This window comes from Pseudomonas sp. Pseusp16 (genome assembly GCF_047324915.1).
Lineage (GTDB): Bacteria > Pseudomonadota > Gammaproteobacteria > Pseudomonadales > Pseudomonadaceae > Aquipseudomonas > Aquipseudomonas fluorescens_CD.
Map to the genome: position 1 here is coordinate 3400821 of NZ_CP168522.1, position 26442 is coordinate 3427262.

General features: G+C 60.8%; 27 protein-coding genes. All 27 read right to left on the reverse strand.

Features of this window, described 5'->3' with window-relative positions; all coding sequences use genetic code 11:
- Nucleotides 1–10 precede the first annotated feature (10 nt).
- Nucleotides 11–1339, reverse strand: a complete 1329-nt coding sequence (flhF, locus tag ACEN8Q_RS15450; RefSeq protein WP_413425172.1) for a flagellar biosynthesis protein FlhF — start codon at nucleotides 1337–1339, stop codon at nucleotides 11–13.
- An 11-nt stretch (nucleotides 1340–1350) separates the two neighbouring features.
- Nucleotides 1351–3480, reverse strand: a complete 2130-nt coding sequence (gene flhA / locus ACEN8Q_RS15455; protein ID WP_413705435.1) for a flagellar biosynthesis protein FlhA — start codon at nucleotides 3478–3480, stop codon at nucleotides 1351–1353.
- Nucleotides 3481–3691: 211 nt separating this feature from the next.
- Complete coding sequence (flhB, locus tag ACEN8Q_RS15460) at nucleotides 3692–4831, reverse strand: flagellar biosynthesis protein FlhB (protein WP_413425168.1); 1140 nt, start codon at nucleotides 4829–4831, stop codon at nucleotides 3692–3694.
- 3 nt (nucleotides 4832–4834) lie between these two features.
- Nucleotides 4835–5617 carry a flagellar biosynthetic protein FliR gene (gene fliR / locus ACEN8Q_RS15465; RefSeq protein ID WP_413705436.1) on the reverse strand — a complete coding sequence of 261 codons (783 nt, stop codon included), beginning with the start codon at nucleotides 5615–5617 and terminating at the stop codon, nucleotides 4835–4837.
- Nucleotides 5618–5620: 3 nt separating this feature from the next.
- Entirely contained in the window at nucleotides 5621–5890 is a 270-nt protein-coding gene (gene fliQ, locus ACEN8Q_RS15470) for a flagellar biosynthesis protein FliQ (protein WP_413425164.1), read from the reverse strand.
- Entirely contained in the window at nucleotides 5887–6645 is a 759-nt protein-coding gene (fliP, locus tag ACEN8Q_RS15475; protein ID WP_413705437.1) for a flagellar type III secretion system pore protein FliP, read from the reverse strand. The genes fliQ and fliP overlap by 4 nt, the downstream gene beginning before the upstream one ends.
- Nucleotides 6645–7058, reverse strand: a complete 414-nt coding sequence (fliO, locus tag ACEN8Q_RS15480; protein WP_413425183.1) for a flagellar biosynthetic protein FliO — start codon at nucleotides 7056–7058, stop codon at nucleotides 6645–6647. Before fliO ends, fliP begins: the two co-directional genes overlap by 1 nt.
- Before the next feature lie 30 nt (nucleotides 7059–7088).
- A complete protein-coding gene (gene fliN, locus ACEN8Q_RS15485) occupies nucleotides 7089–7535 on the reverse strand; it encodes a flagellar motor switch protein FliN (RefSeq protein ID WP_057398370.1) in 447 nt (148 codons plus the stop codon).
- A gap of 66 nt (nucleotides 7536–7601) precedes the next feature.
- On the reverse strand, nucleotides 7602–8570 hold the full coding sequence (gene fliM, locus ACEN8Q_RS15490; protein WP_007983373.1) for a flagellar motor switch protein FliM: 969 nt from the start codon (nucleotides 8568–8570) through the stop codon (nucleotides 7602–7604).
- A gap of 9 nt (nucleotides 8571–8579) precedes the next feature.
- Nucleotides 8580–9083: a flagellar basal body-associated protein FliL gene (fliL, locus tag ACEN8Q_RS15495; RefSeq protein WP_413425160.1), complete on the reverse strand. Its 504-nt coding sequence runs from the start codon at nucleotides 9081–9083 to the stop codon at nucleotides 8580–8582.
- A gap of 229 nt (nucleotides 9084–9312) precedes the next feature.
- Entirely contained in the window at nucleotides 9313–10683 is a 1371-nt protein-coding gene (locus ACEN8Q_RS15500; RefSeq protein WP_413705438.1) for a flagellar hook-length control protein FliK, read from the reverse strand.
- A gap of 83 nt (nucleotides 10684–10766) precedes the next feature.
- On the reverse strand, nucleotides 10767–11135 hold the full coding sequence (locus tag ACEN8Q_RS15505; protein ID WP_413425156.1) for an Hpt domain-containing protein: 369 nt from the start codon (nucleotides 11133–11135) through the stop codon (nucleotides 10767–10769).
- A 30-nt stretch (nucleotides 11136–11165) separates the two neighbouring features.
- Nucleotides 11166–12872: a SpoIIE family protein phosphatase gene (locus tag ACEN8Q_RS15510; protein WP_413425154.1), complete on the reverse strand. Its 1707-nt coding sequence runs from the start codon at nucleotides 12870–12872 to the stop codon at nucleotides 11166–11168.
- 5 nt (nucleotides 12873–12877) lie between these two features.
- On the reverse strand, nucleotides 12878–13177 hold the full coding sequence (locus ACEN8Q_RS15515; protein ID WP_085717005.1) for an STAS domain-containing protein: 300 nt from the start codon (nucleotides 13175–13177) through the stop codon (nucleotides 12878–12880).
- A 199-nt stretch (nucleotides 13178–13376) separates the two neighbouring features.
- Nucleotides 13377–13826: a flagellar export protein FliJ gene (fliJ, locus tag ACEN8Q_RS15520; protein WP_413425152.1), complete on the reverse strand. Its 450-nt coding sequence runs from the start codon at nucleotides 13824–13826 to the stop codon at nucleotides 13377–13379.
- Nucleotides 13827–13832: 6 nt separating this feature from the next.
- On the reverse strand, nucleotides 13833–15191 hold the full coding sequence (gene fliI, locus ACEN8Q_RS15525) for a flagellar protein export ATPase FliI (protein ID WP_413425150.1): 1359 nt from the start codon (nucleotides 15189–15191) through the stop codon (nucleotides 13833–13835).
- A complete protein-coding gene (gene fliH, locus ACEN8Q_RS15530; protein WP_413425148.1) occupies nucleotides 15181–15966 on the reverse strand; it encodes a flagellar assembly protein FliH in 786 nt (261 codons plus the stop codon). Before fliH ends, fliI begins: the two co-directional genes overlap by 11 nt.
- 4 nt (nucleotides 15967–15970) lie before the next feature.
- On the reverse strand, nucleotides 15971–16990 hold the full coding sequence (gene fliG, locus ACEN8Q_RS15535) for a flagellar motor switch protein FliG (RefSeq protein WP_007983391.1): 1020 nt from the start codon (nucleotides 16988–16990) through the stop codon (nucleotides 15971–15973).
- On the reverse strand, nucleotides 16983–18770 hold the full coding sequence (fliF, locus tag ACEN8Q_RS15540) for a flagellar basal-body MS-ring/collar protein FliF (protein WP_413705439.1): 1788 nt from the start codon (nucleotides 18768–18770) through the stop codon (nucleotides 16983–16985). Before fliF ends, fliG begins: the two co-directional genes overlap by 8 nt.
- A gap of 16 nt (nucleotides 18771–18786) precedes the next feature.
- Nucleotides 18787–19113: a flagellar hook-basal body complex protein FliE gene (gene fliE, locus ACEN8Q_RS15545; protein WP_008021337.1), complete on the reverse strand. Its 327-nt coding sequence runs from the start codon at nucleotides 19111–19113 to the stop codon at nucleotides 18787–18789.
- 258 nt (nucleotides 19114–19371) lie between these two features.
- Nucleotides 19372–20757, reverse strand: a complete 1386-nt coding sequence (locus ACEN8Q_RS15550) for a sigma-54-dependent transcriptional regulator (RefSeq protein ID WP_413425143.1) — start codon at nucleotides 20755–20757, stop codon at nucleotides 19372–19374.
- Between the two features lie 5 nt (nucleotides 20758–20762).
- A complete protein-coding gene (locus ACEN8Q_RS15555; RefSeq protein ID WP_413425181.1) occupies nucleotides 20763–21956 on the reverse strand; it encodes a sensor histidine kinase in 1194 nt (397 codons plus the stop codon).
- A gap of 128 nt (nucleotides 21957–22084) precedes the next feature.
- Nucleotides 22085–23560: a sigma-54 dependent transcriptional regulator gene (locus tag ACEN8Q_RS15560; protein WP_111280501.1), complete on the reverse strand. Its 1476-nt coding sequence runs from the start codon at nucleotides 23558–23560 to the stop codon at nucleotides 22085–22087.
- Nucleotides 23561–23732: 172 nt separating this feature from the next.
- A complete protein-coding gene (locus tag ACEN8Q_RS15565; RefSeq protein WP_015096255.1) occupies nucleotides 23733–24029 on the reverse strand; it encodes a hypothetical protein in 297 nt (98 codons plus the stop codon).
- Nucleotides 24030–24039: 10 nt separating this feature from the next.
- On the reverse strand, nucleotides 24040–24435 hold the full coding sequence (gene fliS / locus ACEN8Q_RS15570; protein WP_413425140.1) for a flagellar export chaperone FliS: 396 nt from the start codon (nucleotides 24433–24435) through the stop codon (nucleotides 24040–24042).
- A 129-nt stretch (nucleotides 24436–24564) separates the two neighbouring features.
- Entirely contained in the window at nucleotides 24565–26001 is a 1437-nt protein-coding gene (fliD, locus tag ACEN8Q_RS15575) for a flagellar filament capping protein FliD (RefSeq protein WP_413425138.1), read from the reverse strand.
- 82 nt (nucleotides 26002–26083) lie between these two features.
- Nucleotides 26084–26437 (reverse strand): flagellar protein FlaG, encoded by a 354-nt coding sequence (locus ACEN8Q_RS15580; RefSeq protein WP_413425136.1) that lies wholly within the window; start codon nucleotides 26435–26437, stop codon nucleotides 26084–26086.
- Nucleotides 26438–26442 lie beyond the last annotated feature (5 nt).

A 26442-nucleotide genomic window follows, 5' to 3' on the forward strand; every position in this document is an offset into this window, starting at 1 on the left:
CATTACTACCTTAGCCAACCTGCTTGGTTTGGCTGTGGTAAATATCAGCGAACATGTCAGCCATGGCTTCTTCGCTGGGTTCTTCCTGCATTTGCACGCTGACGGCGCGACTGACCAACTGATGACGGCGCGGCAGATGCAAATCATCCGGGATCCGCGGGCCATCGGTCAGGTAGGCCACGGGTAACTCATGACTGATGGCCAGGCTCAACACCTCGCCCAGGCTTGCCGTCTCATCCAGTTTAGTCAGGATGCAGCCAGCTAGCCCGCAACGCTTGTAACTGTGGTAAGCGGCCGTTAGAACCTGTTTCTGGCTGGTGGTTGCCAGGACCAGATAATTTTTTGAACGGATGCCGCGACCGGCCAGGCTTTCGAGCTGCATGCGCAGGGCCGGATCGCTGGCCTGCAGGCCCGCGGTATCGATCAGCACCACGCGCTTGCGCAGCAAGGGTTCCAGCGCCTGCACCAGGGACTGCCCCGGGTCGACGTGGGTCACCGACACATTGAGAATGCGCCCCAGGGTCTTGAGCTGCTCCTGGGCACCGATGCGGAAGCTGTCCATGCTCACCAGCGCAATGTTCTGCGCGCCGTACTTGAGCACGTAACGGGCAGCCAGCTTGGCCAGGGTGGTGGTCTTGCCCATGCCGGCAGGGCCGACCATGGCGATCACTCCGCCCTCTTCCAGCGGCTCGACTTCCGGGGTAACGATCATGCGCGCCAGGTGCGCCAGCAACATGCGCCACGCCTGACGAGGTTCTTCGATTTCCGTGATCATTGCCAGCAGGTCGCGCGACAGCGGGCCAGACAGGCCAATGCGTTGCAGGCGACGCCAGAGGTTGGCCTGGTCCGGACGACTGCCTTGCAGCTGATTCCAGGCCAGCGAGCCAAGCTGTACCTCCATGAGTTCGCGCAGGCTGTTGAGCTCGAAACGCATCGAGTCGAACGCGCGCGGGTCTACGCCACCGGACGCTGGCGCAGCGGCCGGTGCAGGGCGACGGGGCTCGGCGTACGTCGGCTCGATCAGCGGCTCGGCGGCGGTCAACGGCAAGCCGGCGAACAACTGGCGGTTGGTAGCATTGTCGCTCTCGCCATCGCCACGCAGGCTCAATTCGGCCTGGGCGGTGACGATCCGCGACTGAGTCTTGCGCAGCTCGTCTTCGAGCTCCATGTTCGGAACCCGCGGCGCCAGCGCCGACAACTTGTAATCCAGCGCAGCCGTCAGCTCGACACCCCCGGCGATCCGGCGGTTGCCAATAATGGCGGCATCAGCGCCCAGCTCATCGCGAACCAGCTTCATGGCCTGACGCATATCGGCGGCGAAAAAACGCTTAACTTGCATAAACCACTACCTCAGCCGTTGGGCCCTACTGTCGCAACGATGGTCACTTGCTTGTTGTCAGGAATTTCCTGGTAAGCCAACACATGCAAACCCGGGACTGCGAGTCGGCCAAATCGCGAGAGCATCGCGCGAACCGGACCGGCCACCAGCAGAATTACCGGCTGACCTTGCATCTCCTGACGCTGCGCCGCGTCGATCAACGAGCGTTGCAACTTCTCCGCCATGCTTGGCTCCAGCAGAACGCCTTCTTCCGAGCCTTGTCCTGCCTTCTGCAGACTATTGAGCAATATCTGTTCCAACCTTGGCTCCAGCGTGATGACTGGCAGCTGCGACTCAGTGCCTACAATGCTTTGGACGATTGCGCGGGATACGCCAACACGCACGGCAGCCACCAGCGCGGCGGTATCTTGACTCTTGGCGGCATTGTTGGCGATGGCCTCGGCAATGCTGCGGATATCGCGAACAGGCACTTGTTCGGCCAGCAGCGCTTGCAGCACCTTGAGCAACTGCGACAGCGAAACCACGCCCGGCACCAGCTCCTCGGCCAGTTTCGGCGAGCTTTTGCCCAGCAATTGCATGAGCTGCTGCACTTCTTCGTGACCGATCAGCTCACTGGAATGCTTGTAGAGTATCTGGTTCAAGTGGGTAGCCACTACTGTACTGGCATCGACCACCGTGTAACCGAGGGATTGCGCCTGGGCGCGTTGGCTGATTTCGATCCAGACCGCCTCCAGGCCGAAAGCCGGATCTTTGGCGGTAATGCCATTGAGCGTGCCGTAGACCTGCCCCGGGTTGATCGCCAGCTCGCGATCCGGGTAAATCTCCGCCTCGGCCAGGATCACCCCCATGAGGGTCAGGCGATAGGCGCTTGGCGCCAGGTCGAGGTTGTCGCGGATATGCACGGTCGGCATCAGGAAGCCGAGATCCTGGGACAGCTTCTTGCGCACCCCCTTGATCCGCGCGAGCAACTGGCCACCCTGGTTGCGGTCCACCAGTGGAATCAGGCGATAACCCACTTCCAGGCCGATCATGTCGATGGGCGTCACATCATCCCAGCCAAGCTCCTTGGTTTCCTGGGCGCGGGCCGGCGACGGCAGCAGCTCCTGCTGGCGCTTGACCTCTTGCAGGGCCTGCACCCTGGCGACGTTCTGCTTTTTCCAGAACAGGTAAGCGCCGCCAGCCGCCAGGGCCGCCATGCTCAGGAACGAGAAGTGCGGCATGCCGGGCACCAGGCCCATGACCGCCATCAGGCCCGCCGCCACCGCCAGCGCCTTGGGCGAGGCGAACATCTGGCGATTGATTTGCTTGCCCATGTCTTCCGAGCCGGAAGCACGGGTCACCATGATCGCTGCCGCTGTCGATAACAACAGTGATGGCAATTGCGCCACCAAACCGTCACCGATGGTCAACAACGCATACACCTTGCCGGCGTCGGCGAAGTTCATGTTGTGCTGGAAGATACCGACCGCCATACCACCGATCAGGTTGATGAACAGGATCAACAGGCCGGCAATGGCGTCACCCCGGACGAATTTGCTGGCACCGTCCATGGAGCCGTAGAACTCGGCTTCCTGGGCCACTTCCGAGCGGCGGGCCTTGGCTTGGGCCTGATCGATCAGGCCGGCATTGAGGTCGGCGTCGATCGCCATTTGCTTGCCGGGCATCGCATCGAGGGTGAAACGCGCGCTCACCTCGGAAATCCGCCCCGCACCCTTGGTCACCACGACGAAGTTGATGATCATCAAAATCGCGAAGACCACGATACCGACCACATAGTTACCGCCGATCACCACCTCGCCGAACGCCTGGATCACCTTGCCGGCCGCCGCATGACCGTCCTGGCCGTGGAGCATCACCACCCGCGTGGAGGCCACGTTCAACGCCAGGCGCAACAGCGTCGCCACCAGCAGAATGGTCGGGAACACCGCAAAGTCCAGCGGGCGCAAGGCGTAGACGCACACCAGCAGCACGACGATGGACAGCGCAATGTTGAAGGTGAAGAACACGTCCAGCAGAAACGGCGGCACCGGCAGCATCATCATCGCCAGCATGACCAGCAGCAACAGCGGCACGCCCAGATTGCCTCGACTGAGGTCGGCAATGTTGCTGCGGGCACTGTTGATTAACTGAGAGCGATCCACCGGTTTTCCCCGTTCCTTTAAAGCAAACTTTTGACGCCTGAAGCGGGCGCAGAGCGGCTACTGCAAGAAGCTTTCCAACTTTTGCAAAGGGAGAAATAGAGCGATTTTTCAGGGGGATATGTGTTGCCTGGGCAGGCCTCTTCGCGAGCAAGCCCGCTCCCACAGGACCTCGTCGAACCCGACGATGGGGCCGTCAGCGACAGCGCGAAACTCAGGAATCGCGGCGCAAATCCGGCGGAATCGGCAGATCATCCTTGAGCGGATCCGGTCGCTTGCCCTTGCCCGCACGGTACTGTCGAATCTGATAGACGTAAGCCAATACCTGCGCTACCGCCAGATAGAGCCCGCCGGGGATTTCCTGCTCAAGCTCGGTGGAGTAGTAGATCGAGCGCGCCAGCGCCGGGGATTCCAGCAACAGGATCTCGTTGGCCGCCGCGATTTCACGAATCTTCAGGGCCAGGAAGTCGGTCCCCTTGGCCAGCAATACCGGCGCACTACCCTTTTCCGGGTCGTACTTGAGCGCCACGGCGTAGTGCGTCGGGTTGGTGATGACCACGTCGGCCTCGGGAATGGCGGCCATCATCCGCCGCTGGGACATCTCGCGCTGCAGCTGTCGAATTCGCTGCTTGACCTCCGGCCGCCCCTCTTGATCCTTGTGCTCGTCACGCACTTCCTGCTTGGTCATCAGCAGTTTCTTGTGGCTTTCCCAGAGCTGCACAGGCACGTCTACCACAGCGATGAGGATCAGCCCGCACGCCATCCACAAGGTGCTCCAGCCCACGACTTGCAGGCTGTGAATGATGGCCATGTCCAAGGGTTCATGGGCGATCCGCAGCAGGTCATCGATGTCCGACGACAACACCGCCAGCGCCACGAACAGAATGATGATGAATTTGGCCAGGGCCTTGAGCAGTTCGACCAGCGACTTGGTCGAGAACATGCGCTTGAGCCCGGGGCCGGGGTTCAAGCGGCTGAATTTGGGCGCCATGGAGCTCGCCGCGAACAGCCAGCCCCCCAGGGAAATCGGCCCGATGATGGCGGCCAGCACCAGCGTGATCATCACTGGCTGGATCGACCAAAGGGCAATTTGCCCCGAGCGCATCAGGTAGGTGGCCATGTAACGCTGGTCCAGGATCACTTCCCGCGGCAGCGAGAAGTTGATGCGCATCAGCTCCATCATGTCCTGCGCCATCGCGCCGCCAAAAATCAGCAGCGCCGAGGCACCGACCAGCATGATCGCCAGGGTGTTGAGCTCCTTGGACCGTGCGACCTCGCCTTTTTCACGGGAGTCCTGCTTGCGTTTCTCCGTGGGGTCTTCTGTCTTGTCCTGACCGCTTTCGCTCTCAGCCATGACTCAGCGCGCCCGTGCCATTTCGCGCAACAACTGCAAGGCCTCGGAGGCCAGCGGTTGGTACTGATTGAGAATGTCCGCCAGCCCGACCCAGACGATAAACAGCCCAAGCACCAGGATCAGCGGGAAGCCGACAGAGAAAATGTTCAGTTGCGGCGCCGCCCGGGTCATGACGCCAAACGCGATGTTGACCACCAGCAGCGCGGTAATCGCCGGCAGCACCAGCAACAACGCCGAACCGAGCACCCAGCCGAGCTTGCCGGCCAGTTCCCAGTAGTGGTTGACCATCAGGCCGCCACCCACCGGCAACGTGGTAAAGCTCTCGGTGAGGATCTCGAACACCACCAGATGACCGTTCATGGACAGGAACAGCAGCGTCACCAGCATGGTGAAAAACTGCCCGATCACCGCCGTCGATACGCCGTTGGCCGGGTCGATCATCGAGGCGAAGCCCATGCCCATTTGAATGGCGACGATCTGTCCGGCCACCACAAAGGCCTGGAAGAACAACTGCAAGGAAAAGCCCATCACCGCGCCGATGAGGATCTGCTCGGCGATCAGCAACAACCCGCTAAGGTCCAGGGGATTGACCGGAGGCATCGGTGGCAGGCCCGGCGCGATGACCACGGTAATGGCCAATGCGAAATACAGGCGGATGCGCCGAGGCAGCAAGGTCGTGCCGAACACCGGCATGACCATCAGCAAGGAGCCGACGCGAAACAGCGGCAACATGAACGTCGCCACCCAGGTGCTGATCTGCGTATCGGTCAGCGCAAGCAGTGACATGGTTTAGCCGATGACCTGAGGAATGCTGCCGTACAGCTGAATGATGTAGTCCATGAAGGTCTGCACCAGCCACGGACCACCGACGATCAGCGTCACCAGCATCACCAGCAGGCGCGGCAGGAAGCTCAGGGTCTGTTCGTTGATCTGGGTGGCGGCCTGGAACATCGCCACCAACAGCCCCACCAGCAGGCTCGGAATCACCAGCACGGCGACCATCATGGTGGTCAACCACAGGGCTTCGCGGAAAATGTCTACGGCGACTTCAGGGGTCATGGCGAGACACCAGCGAAACTGCTGGCCAGGGTGCCGATGATCAACGCCCAGCCATCCACCAGCACGAACAGCATGATTTTGAACGGCAGGGAAATGATCAGCGGCGACAGCATCATCATACCCATGGCCATGAGCACACTGGCCACGACCAGGTCGATGATCAGGAACGGAATGAAGATCATGAAACCGATCTGGAACGCCGTCTTGAGCTCGGAGGTCACGAAGGCCGGCACCAGGATGGTCAGCGGCGCCTGATCCGGCGTCGCGATGTCAGTGCGCTTGGACAGGCGCATGAACAACTCCAGATCACTGGTACGGGTCTGGGCGAGCATGAAATTCTTGATCGGCACCTGCGCCTTGGCGACGGCATCCTGGGCCGTCAGCTTTTCCGCCAGATACGGCTGCAAGGCGTCCTGATTCACCCGGTCGAACACCGGCGCCATGATGAACAGGGTCAGGAACAGTGCCATGCCGGTGAGGATCTGGTTCGACGGTGTCTGCTGCAGGCCCAAGGCCTGGCGCAGGATCGAGAAGACGATGATGATCCGGGTGAAACTGGTCATCAGCATGACAAACGCCGGGATAAAACTCAGCGCGGTCATGATCAGCAGGATTTGCAGGCTGACCGAGTACTCCTGCGCACCCTGCGCATTGGTGCCCAGGGTGATGGCCGGGATCGACAGCGGATCGGCGGCGAATGCCAGCGGCGAGGCCAGCATCAGGGCCAGCGTCAAGACGATGCGTAGCGCACCCATTACTTCTTATCCTTCTGATCTTTACCCAGCATCTCCAACAGGCGCTGGGCAAATTCCGGCGTCGGCTTCTCGCTACTCGGCACTTGCACCGGCTCCTTGAGAACGTGCAGCGCAGTAATGCTGCCCGGGCTCAGGCCCAACAGGATCTGCTCGTTGCCGACCTGTACCAGCATCAGCCGGTCGCGAGGCCCCAGTGCGCGGGAGCCGACAATGTCGATCACCTGCCCCTTGCCGGCCGGTCCGGCCTGCTGGACCCGACGCAGCAACCAGGCGAGGAGGAAGATCAGCCCCAGCACCAGCAGCAGGCCGAACACCAGTTGCGTCAGTTGGCCGCCCACACCACTGTTCACCGCTGGCGCAGCAGCCGTGGTCGCCGTTGCAACCGGTTCGGCCGCCAGCACGCTGAACGGCATGACCAGCACAGCCCCCAGAAGCTTTTTCACTCAGCGCAGCTTCTTGATGCGTTCGCTTGGGCTGATCACGTCCGTCAGGCGGATGCCGAACTTCTCGTTGACCACCACCACTTCGCCGTGGGCGATGAGCGTGCCATTGACCAGCACGTCCAGCGGCTCGCCGGCCAGGCGATCAAGCTCGATCACCGAACCCTGGTTCAGTTGCAGCAGGTTGCGGATGTTGATGTCGGTGCTGCCCACTTCCATGGAAATCGACACCGGGATATCGAGGATCACGTCCAGGTTCGGGCCTTCGAGGCTCACCGGATCGTTGTTTTTCGGCACGCTGCCGAACTCTTCCATTGGCAGGCGGTTGGAGGCGGAGCTGCCGGAATCGGCGGCCAGCAAGGCGTCGATGTCGGCCTGCCCGGCATCACCGGTTTCTTCCAGGGCCGCAGCCCACTCATCGGCCAGAGCCTGGTCGTCTTGGGTGTTCATATTGTCAGTGTCCTCGGCGAGCAAAAGTTCAGAATTCGGTTATTCGCGAATGGGTACCAGCGCCAGTCAACGGCGCTCGATCGGCTCGATCACTTGCAACGCCAGGTTGCCCTTGTGTGAGCCCATCTTGACCTTGAAGGCCGGCACGCCGTTGGCGCGCATGATCATTTCTTCCGGCATCTCGACCGGGATCACATCCCCCGGCTGCATGTGCAGGATGTCGCGCAGGCGCAACTGACGACGAGCCACCGTTGCGCCGATCGGCACGTCGACGTCCAGCACGTCCTGGCGCAGGGCATTGACCCAGCGTTCGTCCTGGTCGTCGAGGTCCGACTGGAAGCCGGCGTCGAGCATTTCGCGCACCGGCTCGATCATCGAGTACGGCATGGTCACGTGCAGGTCGCCGCCACCGCCATCGAGTTCGATGTGGAAGGTCGACACCACGATGGCTTCGCTCGGGCCGACGATGTTGGCCATGGCCGGGTTCACTTCCGAGTTGATGTACTCGAAGTTGACTTCCATGATCGCCTGCCAGGCTTCCTTCAGATCGACGAAGGCCTGCTCCAGCACCATGCGCACCACGCGCAGCTCGGTCGGCGTGAATTCACGCCCTTCGATCTTGGCGTGCCGGCCGTCACCACCGAAGAAGTTGTCCACCAGCTTGAACACCAGTTTGGCGTCGAGGATGAACAGCGCGGTGCCACGCAGGGGTTTGATCTTGACCAGGTTGAGACTGGTCGGCACGTACAGCGAGTGCACGTATTCGCCGAACTTCATCACCTGCACGCCGCCGACCGCTACGTCTGCCGAGCGCCGCAGCATGTTGAACATGCTGATGCGGGTATAGCGGGCGAAACGCTCGTTGATCATTTCCAGGGTCGGCATGCGTCCACGGACGATGCGATCCTGGCTGGTCAGGTCATAGCTTTTGACGCTACCGGGTTCGGCAGCGTTTTCAGTCTGTACCAGACCATCGTCGACGCCATGCAGCAGCGCGTCGATCTCATCCTGGGACAGCAGGTCCTGCACGGCCATGTCGTGTTCCTACTGCAGTACGAAATTAGTGAAAAGCAACTGTTCGACCACCACTTTGCCGAGCTCTTTCTGCGCTACTTCCTGCACGCTGGCGGTGGCTTTCTGCCGCAGCATTTCCTGGCCGACCGGCGACGCCAGGGTCGCAAAGTCCTGCCCGGAGAACAGCATGACCAGGTTGTTGCGGATCACCGGCATGTGAACCTTGAGCGCATCCAGATCCGCCTGGTTGCGCGCGAGCATGGTGATGCTCACTTGCATGTAGCGCTGGCGACCGTTCTGGTTGAAGTTGGCCACGAAGGCCGGCGCCATCGACTCGAAAATCGCTGGCTGCTTGCCGACGGGAGCCGTCTCCGCCACGGCGGCGGCAGGCTTGCTCTGAGCGCTGTGCATGAAGTACCAGGTCGCCCCCACGGACACACCGATCGCCAGCAGCAGGGCCACCGCGATCACGATAATCAGCTTGAGTTTGCCTTTGGTTGCGGGGTCTTTTACTGCTGCGTCGCTCTTCGCCATGCCAATAATCCGTCACTATTCGGGTTTTCACAGTCGCACGGCAAGGCAAGAGCAAGTGTTATGCCAGAACGGTTGGGAGGGAGATGGGTGGACAGACGCCTTTTTGAAGAGCACCGCCAAACAAATGTGGGAGCGGGCTTGCTCGCGAATGCGTTGTGACAGTCAACATCAATGTTGAATGTTAAACAGTATTCGCGAGCAAGCCCGCTCCCACAGGGTTTATGTTTGATCAGGCGTAGTAGTCGACGGCGCTGGAGCCGATCACGCTGGTAGCCGTTGCGGCAACTTCTGTGATGCTCGGGGCGATTTCGTCATCCATGGTTTCAAGACGACCACCACTGGTGCTCGTTCGCCCGCTCTGGCCCTGTTGAGCCTGCTCCTGTCCCTGCTGCGAACCACGAGACTGGTCCGAAACATTGACATCGACCTGCCCCATGCCCTGCTGCGCAAACATGTCGCGCAAGCGATGGACCTGGCCGTCCAGCGCCTCGCGGACTCCCGGATGCGCACTCATGAACGTGACCTGGGTCTGCTGGTCGGGAACCATGTTCACCCGAATGTCCAGGCGTCCCAGCTCGGCGGGCTGCAACTGGATGTCCGCCGCCTTGAGATTGGCGCTGGACAGGTACATGACCCGGTTCACCACTTCTTCGGTCCACCCGCTCTGATGCATGGCGATCGGCTGGTTCACCGGCAAGGCATTGGCGGTCTTCGGAGTGGCCGCCTGGGTCAGCGCTGCCAGGCGGTTGGCGAAATCGTCGACACGGGTGTCGCTGCTGGCGGACTTGAGATCCTTCAGACCGTCATCGAGCAAGCCGCTGAAAGCCTTGTCGTCCCCCTGACCCGTGCTGCTCTTGTCGCCCTGAATATCCAGCATGGTCGCCATGCCGGCGGCAAAGTTTTGCGCTGGCGTCAGTTCACCGTCAGCCTGGGCTTGCGCCGGTGTCGGTGCAGACTTGGGCTGCGCCTGGCTGGACGCCGAGACATGACCGCTCTGCTCCATCGCCAGACGCACCGCCGGCAATGCGTCGAGCGGATCGGCTTCGGGATCGAAATCGCCGTCGGTGCCGGTCGGTGCCGGAGCGCTTGCAGCCGTGATCGCCGCAGCAACCGGTGCTTCAACCACTGGCTGCGCTGCTTCGGCCACGGCAGGCGTTGTCGGCACCGGCGCTGGCGCAGGCATCACTGGCTGTACGGTTTGCTGCAATGAGGGATCAAGCGCCGGATCGACCGGCGCAGCATCGACGACCAGCGCCGGGGCGGCATCCGAGGCATCATCGCCGGCTGTCTTGTCGTCAGCCTGCAGCGGCTTGTCGGCAGGCAAGGATTTGCCGCCATCGGCAACCACCGGTTCCTCGGCGGCAGACTTGTCGTCGCCAGCGTCTTTTTTTCCGGCGACATCGGAGGCTTTGTCACGACTCGTCCTGGACGAGGCATCCGCCACCGCATTGGGCTTGCCCTGTGCCTGATTGGCGTAGACATGAGCGAAGCTTGCGGCCTTGTCCCCGGGCTCAGCGGTCAGCGCCGGAGGATTGGCGGAGGCGGCTTGAGTCTTGGCCTGTACGGCAGCCTGAATAGGAATATTGGGGGTAACGGGCATTTAACGGTCTCCGCTGCACTGGGATCGTAGGTACAGTCGGGAGAGTTGAATGCAAAGGTTGCGCCAGTTTTGTTCGGTCGCGATCAATGAGGCCGAACGGTCGCGATGGCCAAGAGAGAATGCTGACGCGCCTCCTCATACAGAGGTCGGACAAGCGCGAATTCCCGGACGACTTCAGCGATTTTCGCCCCCAGGTCTGAAACGCTCTGCACTTTGGCATCTTGCTCCAGGTCATGACACAGCTCGGCCAGGCGAGTCGCCCCCATGTTGCTGCTACTGCCCTTGAAGCTATGGGCAGCCTCGATAATCTGCGTAGCGTCGACAATCATGGTCAACTGCCGCAGCCGCTCTTCGGAGTCCGCAAGGAAGGTATCGATCAAAGTCGAAAACTCGTCCTCCATGACTTCCCGCAACGCTTTCAGCACGTCCGGGTCCAGATGTATGTCAGCCACTTGCTCACTCCTTGATCAAGAATGCGCGGATTATGCCAGAGCGTCCCAGATAAACTCCACGCGTGCACTTCGACCATCGTCGGTCCAACGGGCATTACGCCCCAACTGGCGGATCAGGCTGACCCCACGTCCCGACAGGCGGATGTCATCCAGAGGCCTTTGCATCACCCGCTCGACATCGAAACCCTTGCCGCTGTCTTCGATGTGAATGGTCAGGCAACCGCCGTCGTCTGTTGGCGCCACCTGCAAATGCAGCCGTACATAGCCCTCCTGAAGCTCGTCCAGGCGCGCATTGCGCTCTTGATAATATCGCGCAAAACCCGAGGCATCGCGCTTGAGGCGCGAATCCAGCCCCAGCACGCCATGCTCCAGCGCATTGGAGTAGAGCTCCGCCAGCACGCTGTAGAGCGCACCGCTCTGAGCCCGAAGGCCATGCACCTCCAGCAGCAACTGCAACAGATAGGGCAACGGATTGAATCGCTTGAGCGTGGCGGCGCGAAATTCGAAACTCACCGACCAGTCCAGCGGACAGGACTGGCCGCTGTCGGAGTAGATCAACGCTGGCGGAGTGATCTGCGCCGGCTCCACCAGGCTGATTTCGACCATGCTGACATCGTCGCGGTTCTCTCCGCCGAAATCGCGCAGCGCCTGCTCGAGTTCTTCGAACAGCGCATCTGGCTGACGGTTGGCGGCAAACACCTGCTGCAATCGCTGCTCGCCAAACAACTGGTCATTGGCGTCGCAGGTATCGATCACCCCATCGGACAACAGGAAAACCCGATCCCCGAGCGCCATGGGAAACACATCGGTGCATTCATCGAAGGCTTCCGGGCTCAGCACCCCCAAAGGCAGGTGCCGCGCCGGAAGCGGCGTTCGCTCGCCACTGGCAATGCAATGCAGGTAACCGTCCGGCATTCCACCGTTCCACACTTCCACCGAACGGCGCTGGAAACTCAGGCACAGCAACGTGGCACAGCAGAACATGTCCACCGGCAGGATGCGCTTGAGCTTGGCATTCATCTCACGCAGGGTTTCCGCCAGGCCATAACCCTTGGCCGTCATCCCGTAAAACACTTCGGCCAGGGGCATGGCCCCCACTGCCGCCGGCAGACCGTGGCCGGTGAAGTCGCCCAGCAGTACGTGCATGTCTCCGGCCGGCGTGAACGCGGCCAGCAACAGGTCGCCGTTGAACAGCGCATAGGGCGATTGCAGATAACGGATGTTCGGCGCGGCATTCAGGCAGCCCGAGTGCGCCACCTTGTCGAAAACGGCCTTGGCCACACGCTGCTCGTTGAGCAGGTAGTCGTGGTGCCCGGCGATCTGGTCTCGCTGTTGCAGCACCGTGTCCTGCAAGCGCCGCAAGCGATCCATCGCCTTGATCTTGGCTGCGAGAATCACCTGGTTGTACGGCTTCGCCAGAAAGTCGTCACCGCCAACCTCCAGACAACGGGCCAGCGCTTCGCTTTCGGACAAGGAAGTGAGGAAGATGATCGGCACCAGGGTTTCCCCGGCCAGGGCCTTGATCTGCCGGGCCGCCTCGAAGCCGTCCATCACCGGCATCAGCGCATCCATCAACACCAGATGCGGTGGCTGCTGGCGAAACGCCTCGACCGCTTCGGCACCGTTGGCCGCCGTCAGCACTTCGTGCCCCTGGCGGCGCAGGATGCTCGACAACAGCAGGCGATCGGCGGCGCTGTCCTCGGCAATCAGGATCGTCAGCGGCTCCAGTGGCTGCATGGCAATCAACTGATGTCGAACAGCTTGTCGAAATTGGAGATGGCGAGGATCTTGCGCACGTCGGTACTGCTGTTGACGACGCGGATATCGGAATCATCGCCACCGGCGTGATCACGCAGCAGAAGCAGCATGCCCAGGGCCGAGCTGTCGAGGTAAGTGGCGTCTTTCAGGTCGACCACAACCGCCGATAGCTGTTTATCTTCGTAGGACTGGCGAAACTCCTGATGCTTGGCGAAATCGAATCGTCCCTTGACCGATATCGTCAGTTTTTGCCCATCCGGAGAGACTTCTGTAACGACTGACATTTCATGGCTTCCTTGTCATTGGTAAACCCGCTTGCACAAGGTTTAGCATTTGGTAGAGGTTGGAGCAAGGCGGGAGGTTTTGGCGACTGTCAAATCGCTATCGCTGTAGGAGCGAGCTCGCTCGCGATGGTCGTCAATATTATCGCTGTAAACCTGACACCCCCGTGCGCTCACAGGTTCATCGCGAGCGAGCTCGCTCCTACGGGTGATTTTGCCGTGGCAGGCGCTGGGACAATTCATCCAGCAATTTCTGCTCACGCCGGTCTTCAAGCGCCCGCGCCTCATCGGCATAGCGCTGAACCAGTTTGCGCAGGCCCTCGACCCGGGCAAACGCCTGCTGCCAGGTTTCCCGGGCTTTGTTGAGGTTGTTCTGATGCCAGGCCAGGCTTTGCCGCTGCTGGTCGATGGCCGTGCCCAGTTGCGCAAGAAAGCCCTGATAACCCAGCAACCATTGACCCGAGACACCGCCGCTGCCACGTACGATCCATTGTTCCTGATAGTCGAGACGGAAGGCTTCAAGGTCGGCGAGTTTGCTTTGTGCCAGGCGAACCTGCCCTTGAAAGTGCCCCAGGCGCTGGACCGCGGTTTTCTCGGCCTTTTCGGCCATTTCCACCACCGGCGCCAGCCGGCCCGCCCGACTCTGGGCCATGACCGCTTAACCGCCTGCCGCGGGCGCGAAGATCGAGGCGAGATACGCTTCGCTTTCGCCCAGGCTGATGCTGTCGTTGAGGCCCTGACGCAGGTATTTGACCAATTGCGGTTGCAGGGAAATCGCCAGATCGGTCTCCCGATCTCCGCCGGCGACATAGGCGCCAACGCTGATCAGATCGCGGCTCTGCTGATAGCGCGACCACAGCTGCTTGAAATACTGCGCACGGGTCATGTGCTCCGGCGACACCACCGCCGGCATCACCCGGCTGATGGACGCCTCGATATCAATGGCCGGGTAATGCCCTTCCTCGGCCAGGCGCCGGGACAGCACGATGTGCCCGTCGAGCACGCCCCGCGCCGAGTCGGCAATCGGGTCCTGCTGGTCGTCGCCTTCGGACAGCACGGTGTAGAACGCGGTGATCGAACCTCCGCCCTTCTCCGCGTTACCCGCCCGCTCCACCAGTTTCGGCAACTTGGCGAATACCGACGGCGGATAGCCCTTGGTCGCCGGTGGCTCGCCAATGGCCAGGGCGATTTCCCGCTGGGCCTGAGCGAATCGGGTCAGGGAATCCATCAGCAACAGAACGTTCTTGCCCTTGTCGCGGAAATACTCGGCGATGCGCGTGCAATACATGGCAGCGCGCAGGCGCATCAGCGGCGCATCGTCCGCCGGGGACGCCACCACCACTGAACGCTTGAGCCCTTCTTCACCGAGGATGTGCTCGATGAACTCTTTAACTTCACGACCCCGTTCACCGATCAGCCCGACGACGATAATGTCGGCCTCGGTAAAGCGCGTCATCATTCCCAGCAACACCGATTTACCGACACCGGTACCGGCAAACAGGCCAAGCCGCTGGCCACGACCGACGGTCAACATGCCGTTGATGCAACGGATGCCCACGTCCAGCGGTTCGCTGATCGGCTCGCGCTTGAGCGGGTTGATGGTCGGGCCATCCATGGGTACCCAGTCTTCGGCCTTCATCCCGCCCTTGCCGTCCAGAGCACGACCGGCACCGTCGAGCACCCGTCCGAGCATGCTCATGCCCATGGGCAGGCGACCGTTATCCGCCAGGGGCACCACTCGGGCACCGGGCGCAATGCCGGCGACACTGCCGACTGGCATCAGGAAGACTTTACTGCCGGAGAAGCCCATTACTTCGGCTTCGACCTGCACCGGGTGATAGCTGTCGTCATTGATGACCATACAGCGGCTGCCCATGGCGGCGCGCAGGCCCTCGGCTTCGAGGGTCAGGCCGACCATGCGCAGCAGGCGCCCTTCGAGAATCGGTGCGCCCTCCAATTGCGTGGCCTCGGCATAACTGCCCAGGCGCTTGGCAAAACTGGTGCGTTCAAGGCGCATCGGCAATGTCCGACGCAGGCTTGCTTTCGATCGGCAGTTCCAGGCTGACGTCCGGCGCCGCCGGGTGCAAGGCCTGCTCGTGCAACTGATCGAACAGCTTGTCCATCACCCGCGCGATTCGGGTTTCCACCGTGGCGTCGATGCGGCTGTGTTCGGTCTCGACCCGGCAACCGCCAGGCAACAACGATTCGTCCTCGACGATGCGCCAGGTTTCTTCATGGCGTTCGCGCAGGGCTTTGACCTGTTCGAAATCCTGCGGATTGATGTACAGCCGCACATTGCCCACGCCCAGCGGCAGGAGCTTGAGGGCTTCGCGCATCACGTGTTCGATCTGTGACGAGTCGATCGCCAGTTCGCGCTGGATCACCTGCCTGGTGATGTGTTGCACGAGGTCGACCAAGGACTTTTCGATCTGGGTGTCCTGCTCGGCGATGGGCTCGAACAGATGGCTCATCAATTGCTCCAGCGCCCCGATCTTGGCCGTCAGGGCCACTTCGGCTTCCTGGCGGACCTTGAGCGTGGTGCTGTGGAATCCTTCTTTCTCACCCACCGCGAAGCCTTCGTTGTAGGCTTCCTGGCGAATGCTTTCGAGTTCTTCGAGGGTCAGTGGCTGGACTTCCTCCAGCGGCACTTCCTCCATTTCCGGCGGCTCGGGTTCCGGCTCCGGTTCCGGCTCGGGTTCCGGCGGGTCGAAACTGGGCAGTGCCCAGGTATCGAAGCCACTGACATCCCTGGCCCGGATCAGGTCAGTGGGTGCATCATCATTCTTGACCATGGTGTTAGATCATTTCCTCGCCGCCCTTGCCGCCGAGAACGATTTCTCCGGCTTCGGCCATACGGCGGGCGATGGTGAGGATTTCCTTCTGCGCGGTTTCCACGTCGCTGACGCGCACCGGGCCCTTGGCTTCCAGGTCGTCGCGCAACAGTTCGGCCGCACGCTTGGACATGTTCTTGAAGATCTTCTCCTTGACGCCTTCGTCCGACCCCTTGAGGGCCAGCACCAGCACATCGGAGGACACTTCGCGCAGCAGCGCCTGGATCCCGCGGTCGTCGACATCGGCCAGGTTGTTGAAGACGAACATGAGGTCTTCGATCTGACCGGACAGGTCTTCGTCGACTTCGCGAATCGAATCCATGAGCTGGCCTTCGATCGAGCTGTCGAGGAAGTTCATTATGTCCGCCGCACGCTTGATGCCACCCAGGGTGGTGCGCGAGGCATTCGAGTTGCCGGAGAACTGCTTCTCGAGAATCTGGTTGAGTTCTTTCAGGGCCGCTGGCTGTACGGTGTTCAGCGAGGAGACTCGCAGGATGATGTCCAGCCGCACCTTGTGGTCGAAGTTGCCGAGCACTTCACCGGCCTGGTCCGGATCGAGATACGCCACCACGATCGCCTGGATCTGCGGGTGCTCGTAACGGATCACGTCGGCGACGGCGCGCGGCTCCATCCACTTCAGGCTGTCGAGGCCGCTGGTGTTGCCACCGAGCAGGATGCGGTCGATCAGGCCGTTGGCCTTGTCTTCGCCCAGGGCCTGGGTGAGCATCTTGCGCACATAGTCGTCGGAGCCGACGCCCAGGCTGGTCTGGTCGCCGACGATATCGACGAACTCGCTCATCACCTGCTCGACCTGCTCGCGGTGCACATTTCCCATCTGGGCCATGGCCACACCCACGCGCTGAACCTCTTTGGGGCCCATGTGGCGCAGCACCTGGGCCGCGTCGGTGGAGCCCAGGGACAGCAACAGGATGGCGGCCTTGTCGACCTTGGACAGTTTGGCGGCAACGGCTCGGTTATCACTCATCTGCGTTAATCCACTCTTTCACGACCTGGGCCACACGACCCGGATCTTCTGCCACCAGACTCTTAATTGCGTTCAACTGTGCGTCATAGCCTTCGCTCGGGCTCGGCAGCAGAATGCTTTGCGGGCCGCCGAGGCTGACGCGGTCGTTGGCCAGCTCGCCGTCCAGGCCGCCCATGCCACCCAACTCGACGTCGCTGCCGATGCCGGCCAACTGCTTGCCCTTGCCGCCGCCAGTGATGTTGTTGAGCACCGGACGCAGCACACCGAACACCAGCACCAGGATGAACAGCACACCCAGCACTTGCTTGACGATGTCCCAGAACCACGGCTGGGAGTAGAACGGAATATCGGCAATCACTTCACCGCGCTCGGCGGAGAACGGCATGTTGATCACGCTGACACTGTCACCACGGCTGGCATCAAAGCCGACCGCATCCTGAACCAGGCGCGTGAAGCGCGCCAATTCATCGGCGCTCCATGGCGCACGGGTGGTTTCGCCGTTGGCCGGGTTGATCTTGACCTGATCGTCCACTACCACCGACACCGACAGGCGATTCAATCGGCCCTGCTGTTGCTTGGTATGGCTGATGGAACGGTCGAGTTCGAAGTTTTTGGTCGATTGCTGACGCTTGTCCGCCGGGTACGGTGCGAGCATCGGCTGACCGGTGGCCGGGTCCATGATTTGCTGGCCGTTGGCGTCGATCAGTGGCTGGCCTGGCTGCACCATGCCGGCCGACGCGGTCGCGCCACCGGTGGTTTGCGGCGCGGAGGCCGGCGACGGCGGCTGGTTGCTCAAGGCACCCGGCACGCCTTGCGGACCATTGCTGGCGGTACGTTGTTCGTTGACCGACTGCTCGCTGCGCAATGCCGGTTGATCCGGGTTGAATTGCTCGGAAGTCGACTCGACCGCACTGAAGTCCACATCGGCGGACACTTCGGCTTTATAGCGATCGTTGCCCAACACCGGCTGCAGGATGTTGTGTACGCGCTGGGTGAGCATGCTTTCCATGCGACGGCTGTAGTCGAATTGCTTGCCGGCCATGGTCAGTTCGGAGTTTTCCGCCTGATCCGACAGCAGGTTACCCTTCTGGTCGACGACGGTAATCTGCGACTTGCTGAGTTCGGGAACGCTGGTCGCCACCAGATTGATGATGGCAACGACCTGGCCTGGCTCGAGGGAGCGACCGGAATAGAGTTCAACCAGGACCGAAGCGCTCGGCTTGCGCTCGTCGCGCACGAACACCGAGCTTTTCGGGATCGCCAGGTGCACACGGGCGCCCTTGACGTTGTTCAGGCTGGAAATGGTGCGGGCCAGTTCGCCTTCGAGTCCGCGACGATAGCGGGTCGCTTCCATGAACTGGCTGGTGCCCAGCCCCTGTTCCTTGTCGAGGATTTCAAAACCGATGTTGCCGTCGCTGGGAGTGACACCAGCGGCCGCGAGCTTGAGCCGCGCACGGGACAGGTCATCGGCCTTGACCAGCAAGGCACCGGAGTTGGGTTCGACGGTGTACGGAATATCGGCGGAGGCCAGGGTATCCATGACCTGCTTGGCGTCCATGCCGGCAAGGCTGCCGTACAGAGGCCGGTAGTCCGGCTGCTGGGACCACAACACCACGGCGAAGCCAATCGCCACGCTCGCCGCCAGGCCGACCAACAGGCCCACCTGACGCAACATGGTCATCTCGGAGAGGTTTTCCAGGAAGGACAATCCGAACAGCGGCGGCTTGCCGTCTATTGGAGTGGCCTTGACCGGAACGTTATCGGCGACTGCTTCTGCCATGACTCAATCTCGTCCTTTAAACAGGCATCTGCATGATGTCTTGATAGGCCTGAACCAGCTTGTTGCGCACCTGGGTCAATGCCTGGAATGACACACTGGCCTTCTGCGAGGAAATCATCACGTCTGTGAGGTCGACGCCGCTTTTACCGATTTCGAAGGCGCTGGCCAACTGAGTGGAAGCCTGTTGGGTGTCGTTCACTTTATTGACGGCCTGGCCGAGCATGTCGGAAAAGCTGCTGCCCGCCACTTCAGGGACGGCCGTCGATTTCGGCGCAGACATGGCATCCATTTGCATGGCGCGCATATCCAGCATCAACCGATTGAATTCAATACCTTGGCTCATGGTTTCTCTCTTTGACGACCCGCAATTTTTTGACACTCACTCGGCGGGTAGTGAGGTGTTAGCAACAAGGGTGCCAGCTCCATGGCTGAGTCATACAAAAGCCCGTCCCGAGCTTCATTCCGATCTATGTAGGAGCGAGCCCTGCTCGCGATGGTCGTTAACGATAACGCGGGATTGCAGGAAAAACGCGGCGCTCTTGAGTCCATCGCGAGCAGAGCTCGCTCCTACAGGAACAGGTCCAGGTATTGGAACCAGGGATCAGGTGGCAAAGAGATAGGCTTCCACATCCATGCCGGCATCGCGCATCTGCGCCAGCTTGTAACGCAGGGTTCGCGGGCTGATGCCCAGGCGCTCGGCCGCCTCTTTGCGACGGCCGCGCTCGGCGCGCAAGGTGTCGATGATCATCTGGAATTCATGGCGACGCAGGTCATCTCCCAGCGCCCCGGCCGACTCGGCCTCGACTTCCACCGGACGCACCGGCACCTGCGCCAACGCCGGCAATGGAGCGCAAGCCACCGGCCCGGCCAGGCAGAAATCCTGCGGCTGGATCAAGCCACCCTGCTGCAAAATCAGCGCACGCTGAATCGCGTTGTCCAGTTCGCGCACGTTACCCGGCCACGGATAACCGATCAGGCACGCCTGAGCCTCGGGCGACAACCTGGCAGGCGAATGCTTCATTTTATTGACGTGCCTGGCCAGCAGGCGCTCGGCCAGCGGCAGGATGTCGGCGGTGCGCTCGCGCAATGGACGCCAGGCAAGAGGAAACACCGACAGGCGATAATAAAGGTCCTCGCGAAAGCGCCCCGCCGCTACCTCACCCGCCAGGTCGCGATTGGTGGTCGCGACCACACGAATATCCAGCGTGACCGGTTTGCGCGCCCCAACCCTTTCGACCTCGCGCTCTTGCAGCACGCGCAGCAATTTGGCCTGGAGCCCCAGGGGCATTTCAGAAATTTCATCGAGCAGAATGGTGCCGCCGTCGGCCTGCTCGAACTTGCCGGCTTGCGCGGCAATGGCGCCGGTGAAGGAGCCCTTCTCGTGACCGAACAAGGTCGCTTCGAGCATGTTGTCCGGGATCGCAGCGCAGTTGATCGCAATGAACGGCTGACGGGCGCGATGAGAATGCTGATGGATGTAACGCGCCAGCACTTCCTTGCCCGTGCCCGACTCACCCGAGATCAGCACCGTGGAATCGCTGCGTGCGACCCGCGCCGCCAACTCGAGCAACTGCGCGCTCGCCGGTTCGAACGCTACCGGCCCTTCACCTTCGGTAAGGCCGAGGCTGCCCAGGGCATGACGCCCCACCAGATCGAGCAACGCCTTGGGTTCGAATGGCTTGACCAGGTAGTCCGCCGCGCCCTGGCGCATCGCGTCGACCGCACGCTCGACCGCACCGTGAGCCGTCATCAGCAACACCGGCAACTGCGGCTGCCGCACTCGCAGCATGCCGAGCAACTGGTGGCCGTCCATGCCCGGCATATTGACGTCGCTGATCACCAGGCTGAAGGCCTCGTCGCCGACAGCAGCCAGCGCATCTTCAGCCGAACCCACTGCCTTGTAATCGTGCCCCGCGAGCAACAGCGTATCAGCCAGTGCCTCGCGCAACGCGCGGTCGTCCTCGACCAGCAGAACCTTGATCCCCATGTGCGTCACTCCGCCCCTTGAGCGCTGCTGAACAACGGCAGGATCACCTGCGCGCAGGTGCCGCGACCGAGCCGCGAACGCAACTGCAATTCTCCCTGATGAGCACGCGCCACTGCCTTGACCACGGTCAGACCAAGACCTGTGCCGGTGGTTTTGGTAGTGAAAAAGGGTTCGCCCAATCGCGCCAGAACGCCGGCATCGATACCGGAGCCACTGTCACTGACGCACAGGCGCAGGTTGTTGCCGCGGGTGTAGAGGTGAATCTTGAGGCGCAATTGACCGGCACTGGCCTGAATGGCGTTCTCGATCAGGTTGAGGATCGCTCCGACCAGCGTGTCGCGATTGCACAGCAACGCCCCCGAGTGACTGTCGCACTGCCAGCGGATCGGCAGATCCTGCACGTGGGTCAGCGCGGCCGCCTGCAACGACTGCATCAGTTGAGCAGGGGTCACGCGATCGGTCAGCGGCAACTCGCCCCGGGCGAACACCAGCATGTCACGCACCTGGTGCTCCAGTTCGTGCAGGCGCTCCTTGAGGCGCCCGGCAAAGCGCTGCTGGGTAGCGACCGGCAGCTCCTGCTCGGTCAAATGGCTGGCGTACAGCAACGCGGCGGACAACGGCGTGCGTATCTGATGAGCCAACGAAGCGACCATGCGCCCCAGCGACGACAGACGTTCATGTCGGGCCAGTTGATCCTGCAGGTGACGGGTTTCGGTCAGGTCATTGAGCAACACCAACTGGCCGGGCTCGGCGTCCAGCGAGCGCGTGGCGATCGACAGGCGTCGACCATTCTTGAGGGAGACTTCATGACCATCGTCTTCGCGTGGTGCAAAACAGCGGGCAATGACGTGGCGCCACAATTCACCTTCCAGCGGCAAACCCAGCAACTCGCACGCTGCCGGATTGGCTTCGCGCACGATGCCCTGGGCGTCAATGACAATGACACCGCCGGGTAACAGATCAAGGAGGTTTTGCAGGCGGTTGGCCAGGCGTTCTTTTTCCGCCAGCTCCTGCATGCGCTGAGCACTGACCACCGCCAGTTCACCCTTGAGCTCGGTTACCCGGGCTTCAAGCATGCTGTAGGAATCGGTCAACTGACTGGACATCTGATTGAACAGCGCGAATGCCTGCTCAAGGCCCAGCCGACTCGCCTGCTCTACGGACGACGGTTGCCGCGAAGCATCAGGGACAGGAGACATCTGGGCGGCTTGGGGCATTGTGCTCTCTCGCTTGGCTGACCGTCAGTGAAACGGAACGTTGCGAGGGACGTAGCAATACCCGTGCCTAAAAAAAACTCATTGTAAATGAATGACTTGAAAAACAGGCGTCAATCATCCGCCTGCTCGTCTCCATCACGACGGCTCATGCCGTACTTGCGCATCTTTTCCACCAGCGTGGTGCGACGAATACGCAGCCGCTCGGCCGCGCGCGCCACAATGCCATTGGCATCATCCAGCGCCTGCTGAATCAACCCTTGCTCCAGACCTCCGAGGTAGTCCTTCAGGTCCAGGCCTTCGGGAGGCAACATGGCGTTGGCCGTGAAGTCCGGCGTATGACCGTTGATGGCCACGCGCTCTTCCAGATCGCTGCGCAGGCTGTCGACCATCTGCTCGTCTTCATCGTCGACGTAGCGGAATTTCTTCGGCAACTCGGCCACGCCGATCACACCGTACGGATGCATGATCGCCATGCGCTCCACCAGGTTGGCCAGTTCACGGACGTTGCCCGGCCAGCCATGCCGGCACAGCGACATGATCGCTGCCGAGTTGAAGCGGATCGAACCGCGCTTCTCGTGCTCCATGCGCGAGATCAGTTCGTTCATCAGCAGCGGAATGTCTTCGACCCGCTCGCGCAGCGGCGCCATCTCGATCGGGAACACATTCAGGCGGTAGTACAAGTCTTCGCGGAAGGTGCCGATCTCGATCATGCTTTCGAGGTTCTTGTGGGTCGCCGCAATGATGCGCACGTCGACGCTCTGGGTCTTGTTGCTGCCCACGCGCTCGAAGGTGCGCTCCTGCAACACGCGCAGCAGCTTGACCTGCATCGGCAGCGGCATGTCGCCGATTTCATCGAGGAACAGGGTGCCGCCATTGGCCAGCTCGAATCGACCGGCGCGGCTGGTGATCGCCCCGGTGAAGGCGCCCTTCTCGTGACCGAACAATTCGCTTTCCAGCAACTCGGCCGGGATCGCCCCGCAGTTGACCGGCACGAACGGCGCTTCGCGGCGCTTGGAGTGGTAATGCAGGTTGCGTGCAACCACTTCCTTGCCGGTGCCGGACTCACCGAGGATCAGCACGCTGGCATCGGTATCGGCGACTTGCTGCATCATCTGACGGACGTGTTGAATCGCCCGGCTGGTGCCGACAAGACTGCGGAAAAGATTGGGCTCGCGATGACGACCGCGCTCGCGGGCCTGGTCGTACATCTCGCGATAGACCTGGGCACGGTGCAGCGAGTCGAGCAACTTGCTGTAGCTGGGCGGCATTTCGAGGGTCGAAAGCACCCGGCGACGCTGGTCTTCCGGCAGGTCAATGGAAGAATTATCGCCCATTAACAAAACCGGAAGGAACTCATCCCAGGTCGAGAGTGTCTTAAGCAAGCCCAGAAGTGCACCAGGAGCATTTACCGTCCCGATGAGGACACAGATTACTTCACGACTTGACGACAATGAGCCGACAGCCTGCTGCCAGTCATGGCTACCGCAGGGTAAATTTTCTTCGCCGAGAAAATTCAAGATCACCGCCAAGTCGCGGCGGCGGACGCTATCGTCATCGATCAGCAGAATTTTGGTTTCACGCCACATGCAATAGCAACTTCCCTAGTCAACTCAATGCCCAAAATGCTGGGGCAAGCTAGACGCTTGCAGACACGTTGTGCCTGAAGACGACTGAAATCTGGAACCAGCCACTAGTTAAGTCAAAAAAACGTGCACAGTCAAATTTATGGCGCACATGTCTGGATTAACTTGGGGTTAATTAACCAAACAGATGGTAAACCTTTGCCGCGTTCCGCGCTTGCTGGATCTGAGACATTTCATCGACTATCGCCTGCCTCTCCCCCATCGCCACCTCAAGCAGTTGCTTGTAGACATACAGCAACTCCTCAAGATTGCTGCGCAGAACTTCTTCGTCCAGCGAAGCCTCGCTCAAGACGTCTTCCATGCACGAACGGCAATCCAGGTCCAATTGACCGATAGCCTCCCAGTCGCGCTCGGCCAAGGCACCGACCAGCGCTTCACGGGTTTGTTCTATTCGCTGCAATACAAGACTCATGGCGATCTCCCTAGAACTGCGGACCTGGCTCAGCAATGCCGTCCCAGCCTTCTTTCACCGTGCGAAGCAACCCCGCGACCTCATCGAGAATCTTCAGGTCGCTGCTGATGTTCGCCTCGGCCAGGCGCTTCATCATATAGATGTAAAGACTGTCGAGCTCGCCCACGGCATCGGCGCAATTTTCAAGATCCAGGCCTTCACGCAAGCCACCGATGATGCCAATCGCCTTGCTGATCGACACACACTTGCCGGGAATGTCCTTGCGTTCCAGGGCGCCTTTGGCCTGAGCGATACGGTCCAGGCCACCTTCCATGAGCATTTGCACCAAACGATGCGGACTCGCTTCGGACGTCTGGGCGTGCGCGCCCACTTTCTGATACTGCCGAAGGGCTAACATTGGATTCATGTTCTACCTCATTACCACAATGACTCGTATGAGCAGTGTATCGTCCGCGTACCGGAAAACTTTAGAGCAAAAGACAAAAACCCGGCACACGCTAAAATGCGTAGCCGGGTTTTTGTCGTCAGCTCATGACTAGCTGTTGGACTTCTGGGCGTTCAAGGACGTGAAGAACGAGGTGATGTTAGTCGCCGTCGCTTTCATTTGCCCGACCAAAAGGTCCATTGCGTTGTATTTGGCGGTCAGCGTCTTGGTCATGTTCGCGACACGCAAGTCCAGCGCAGACTGTTGGTTTGAAAGGTTCTTGCTCACGCTCTGCAGGCTGCTATTGCGCTGGTCGAGCAAGCCACCAGCCTGCACATAAGGCTTGATTGCAGTGCCCATGCGCGCCAGCAGGCCGTTGGTCGCGTTGGTTCCGCTGAACAACTGCTGCACCTGGCCACTCATACCGCCGGTGGACATCGTCTTGTTGAACGCCGTCGTGTCGAATGCCAGGTTGCCGGTTTTCTCGTTTGTCATCACGCCGATCTGCGACAGCACCGCCAAAGGACCGCCCGCACCAGGAGCCGTCAGTACACTGCGAATATCGGAAATCAGTGAGCGCGGCATCGAGTCACCGGTAAACGCCGCCTGAACCGTCAGCTTGCCATCGGCACCCTCTGTCGCCTTGGACAGGGAGTTGATGGTGTTCATCAGGGTGTTGTAGGAATCGACGAACGACTGGATCGATGTTTGCAAACCGGTGGTGTTGGTCGCAACGGTGACGGTCGCAGCAGCCGGCGGTGTACCCGTGCTCGCGGACGCCAGGTTCAGGGTCAGGCCACTGACTGCGCCGGTAACCGTATTACTCTTGCTGGTCACTGCCAGACCATCGATGGTCAGCGATGCATCCACCGCAACTCCGTTGACAGCACCGGAACTTGCAGCCGAAGGGTTGGCGCCCATCGGTTGGGTACCGTCGATTGCAAGGCCGGCGATACCGCTGACCACAAGGTCGGAACCCGCGCCGGTCTTGCTGGAACTGATCACCAGTCGCGACGCACCGCTGCTGTCGGTCACGATGTTGGCAGAAATACCATTGCTCGCCTGCGCAGAGTTGATGGCATCCCGGGTGCTCTGCAGGGTCGCACTGGCTGGAATCGTGACATCGTAATCAGTGCCATTCTGACTGATTTTCAGAGTACCACTCGGAATGGCACTGGCGGCACCGCCGGCAAAAGAAGCACTGGCTACTTTCGAGCTGGTGGCCAGGTTATTCACAACAACGCTGTAGGTACCGGCAACTGCGGTGTTGTCGGAAGTTACACCCAGAATCGACGGGGTACCCGAAGTGGCGGTAAAGCCCGCAAACGCAGGATTGGTCTTGCTACCGAGATTGGTCAGCGCCGTCTGAAAGGCCGTCAGTGCGCTTTTCAAGGAACCGACACCGGAAATCTTCAGCGTGTTGGTTTTGGTCTGGGTATCGATCTGCGTCTGCTTGGCAGATTTGTCGGCGTTGACCAGCGCAGTGACGATATCACCGATATTCAGGCCAGAGCCTAAGCCCGAACCCGGTAAAATTGGACTTGCCATTTTGCGTCTCCCTTCAGGTTGCTGCCACTCTTTTGGCCAATACCTGCGCCCAAGAACTTACAGACACTATTCATGCCAGCTATCAAACTTTAGCGTCGAACAATACGTGGCTCGCATTGCTCAGGCTTTCCGCCAGCTTGAGGGCCTCTGCGGAAGGGATCTGTCGCACGACCTCACCCGTTTCGCTTGCAATCACCTTGACGACGACCTTTCCGGATTGCTCGTCTATCGAGAACTCCAGATTGCGCTTGATCGACTGCACAAATTTTTCGATCTGCTGCACCGCCTGCTTCAGGTGAGTGTCATCCGCATCCAGCTTCTTGTCCGCCACTGGAGTCACGCTGACGGCTTCAGGCTTTTCCGGTGCTTTATCCGAGACGCTGCTCGCTGGCTGGGGAGCCGGATAAGACACGCCAAGCTTTACGCTCATCTCCATGCCCA

What these genes read in the sequence shown, in the direction of transcription:
- fliO (WP_413425183.1), bottom strand. Translation starts at nt 7,058, where the DNA reads ATGCCGTTCAGCGTGCTGGCGGCCGAACCGGTTGCAACGGCGACCACG.
- fliQ (WP_413425164.1), bottom strand. Translation starts at nt 5,890, where the DNA reads ATGACCCCTGAAGTCGCCGTAGACATTTTCCGCGAAGCCCTGTGGTTG.
- flhB (WP_413425168.1), bottom strand. Translation starts at nt 4,831, where the DNA reads ATGGCTGAGAGCGAAAGCGGTCAGGACAAGACAGAAGACCCCACGGAG.
- fliH (WP_413425148.1), bottom strand. Translation starts at nt 15,966, where the DNA reads ATGGTCAAGAATGATGATGCACCCACTGACCTGATCCGGGCCAGGGAT.
- fliM (WP_007983373.1), bottom strand. Translation starts at nt 8,570, where the DNA reads ATGGCCGTGCAGGACCTGCTGTCCCAGGATGAGATCGACGCGCTGCTG.
- fliL (WP_413425160.1), bottom strand. Translation starts at nt 9,083, where the DNA reads ATGGCGAAGAGCGACGCAGCAGTAAAAGACCCCGCAACCAAAGGCAAA.
- ACEN8Q_RS15580 (WP_413425136.1), bottom strand. Translation starts at nt 26,437, where the DNA reads ATGGAGATGAGCGTAAAGCTTGGCGTGTCTTATCCGGCTCCCCAGCCA.
- fliE (WP_008021337.1), bottom strand. Translation starts at nt 19,113, where the DNA reads ATGAGCCAAGGTATTGAATTCAATCGGTTGATGCTGGATATGCGCGCC.
- fliI (WP_413425150.1), bottom strand. Translation starts at nt 15,191, where the DNA reads ATGCGCCTTGAACGCACCAGTTTTGCCAAGCGCCTGGGCAGTTATGCC.
- ACEN8Q_RS15555 (WP_413425181.1), bottom strand. Translation starts at nt 21,956, where the DNA reads ATGTCTCCTGTCCCTGATGCTTCGCGGCAACCGTCGTCCGTAGAGCAG.
- ACEN8Q_RS15565 (WP_015096255.1), bottom strand. Translation starts at nt 24,029, where the DNA reads ATGAGTCTTGTATTGCAGCGAATAGAACAAACCCGTGAAGCGCTGGTC.
- fliG (WP_007983391.1), bottom strand. Translation starts at nt 16,990, where the DNA reads ATGAGTGATAACCGAGCCGTTGCCGCCAAACTGTCCAAGGTCGACAAG.
- ACEN8Q_RS15515 (WP_085717005.1), bottom strand. Translation starts at nt 13,177, where the DNA reads ATGTCAGTCGTTACAGAAGTCTCTCCGGATGGGCAAAAACTGACGATA.
- fliP (WP_413705437.1), bottom strand. Translation starts at nt 6,645, where the DNA reads ATGGGTGCGCTACGCATCGTCTTGACGCTGGCCCTGATGCTGGCCTCG.
- fliJ (WP_413425152.1), bottom strand. Translation starts at nt 13,826, where the DNA reads ATGGCCCAGAGTCGGGCGGGCCGGCTGGCGCCGGTGGTGGAAATGGCC.
- fliD (WP_413425138.1), bottom strand. Translation starts at nt 26,001, where the DNA reads ATGGCAAGTCCAATTTTACCGGGTTCGGGCTTAGGCTCTGGCCTGAAT.
- ACEN8Q_RS15560 (WP_111280501.1), bottom strand. Translation starts at nt 23,560, where the DNA reads ATGTGGCGTGAAACCAAAATTCTGCTGATCGATGACGATAGCGTCCGC.
- fliR (WP_413705436.1), bottom strand. Translation starts at nt 5,617, where the DNA reads ATGTCACTGCTTGCGCTGACCGATACGCAGATCAGCACCTGGGTGGCG.
- ACEN8Q_RS15510 (WP_413425154.1), bottom strand. Translation starts at nt 12,872, where the DNA reads ATGCAGCCACTGGAGCCGCTGACGATCCTGATTGCCGAGGACAGCGCC.
- fliS (WP_413425140.1), bottom strand. Translation starts at nt 24,435, where the DNA reads ATGAATCCAATGTTAGCCCTTCGGCAGTATCAGAAAGTGGGCGCGCAC.
- fliN (WP_057398370.1), bottom strand. Translation starts at nt 7,535, where the DNA reads ATGAACACCCAAGACGACCAGGCTCTGGCCGATGAGTGGGCTGCGGCC.
- ACEN8Q_RS15550 (WP_413425143.1), bottom strand. Translation starts at nt 20,757, where the DNA reads ATGGGGATCAAGGTTCTGCTGGTCGAGGACGACCGCGCGTTGCGCGAG.
- flhF (WP_413425172.1), bottom strand. Translation starts at nt 1,339, where the DNA reads ATGCAAGTTAAGCGTTTTTTCGCCGCCGATATGCGTCAGGCCATGAAG.
- fliF (WP_413705439.1), bottom strand. Translation starts at nt 18,770, where the DNA reads ATGGCAGAAGCAGTCGCCGATAACGTTCCGGTCAAGGCCACTCCAATA.
- ACEN8Q_RS15500 (WP_413705438.1), bottom strand. Translation starts at nt 10,683, where the DNA reads ATGCCCGTTACCCCCAATATTCCTATTCAGGCTGCCGTACAGGCCAAG.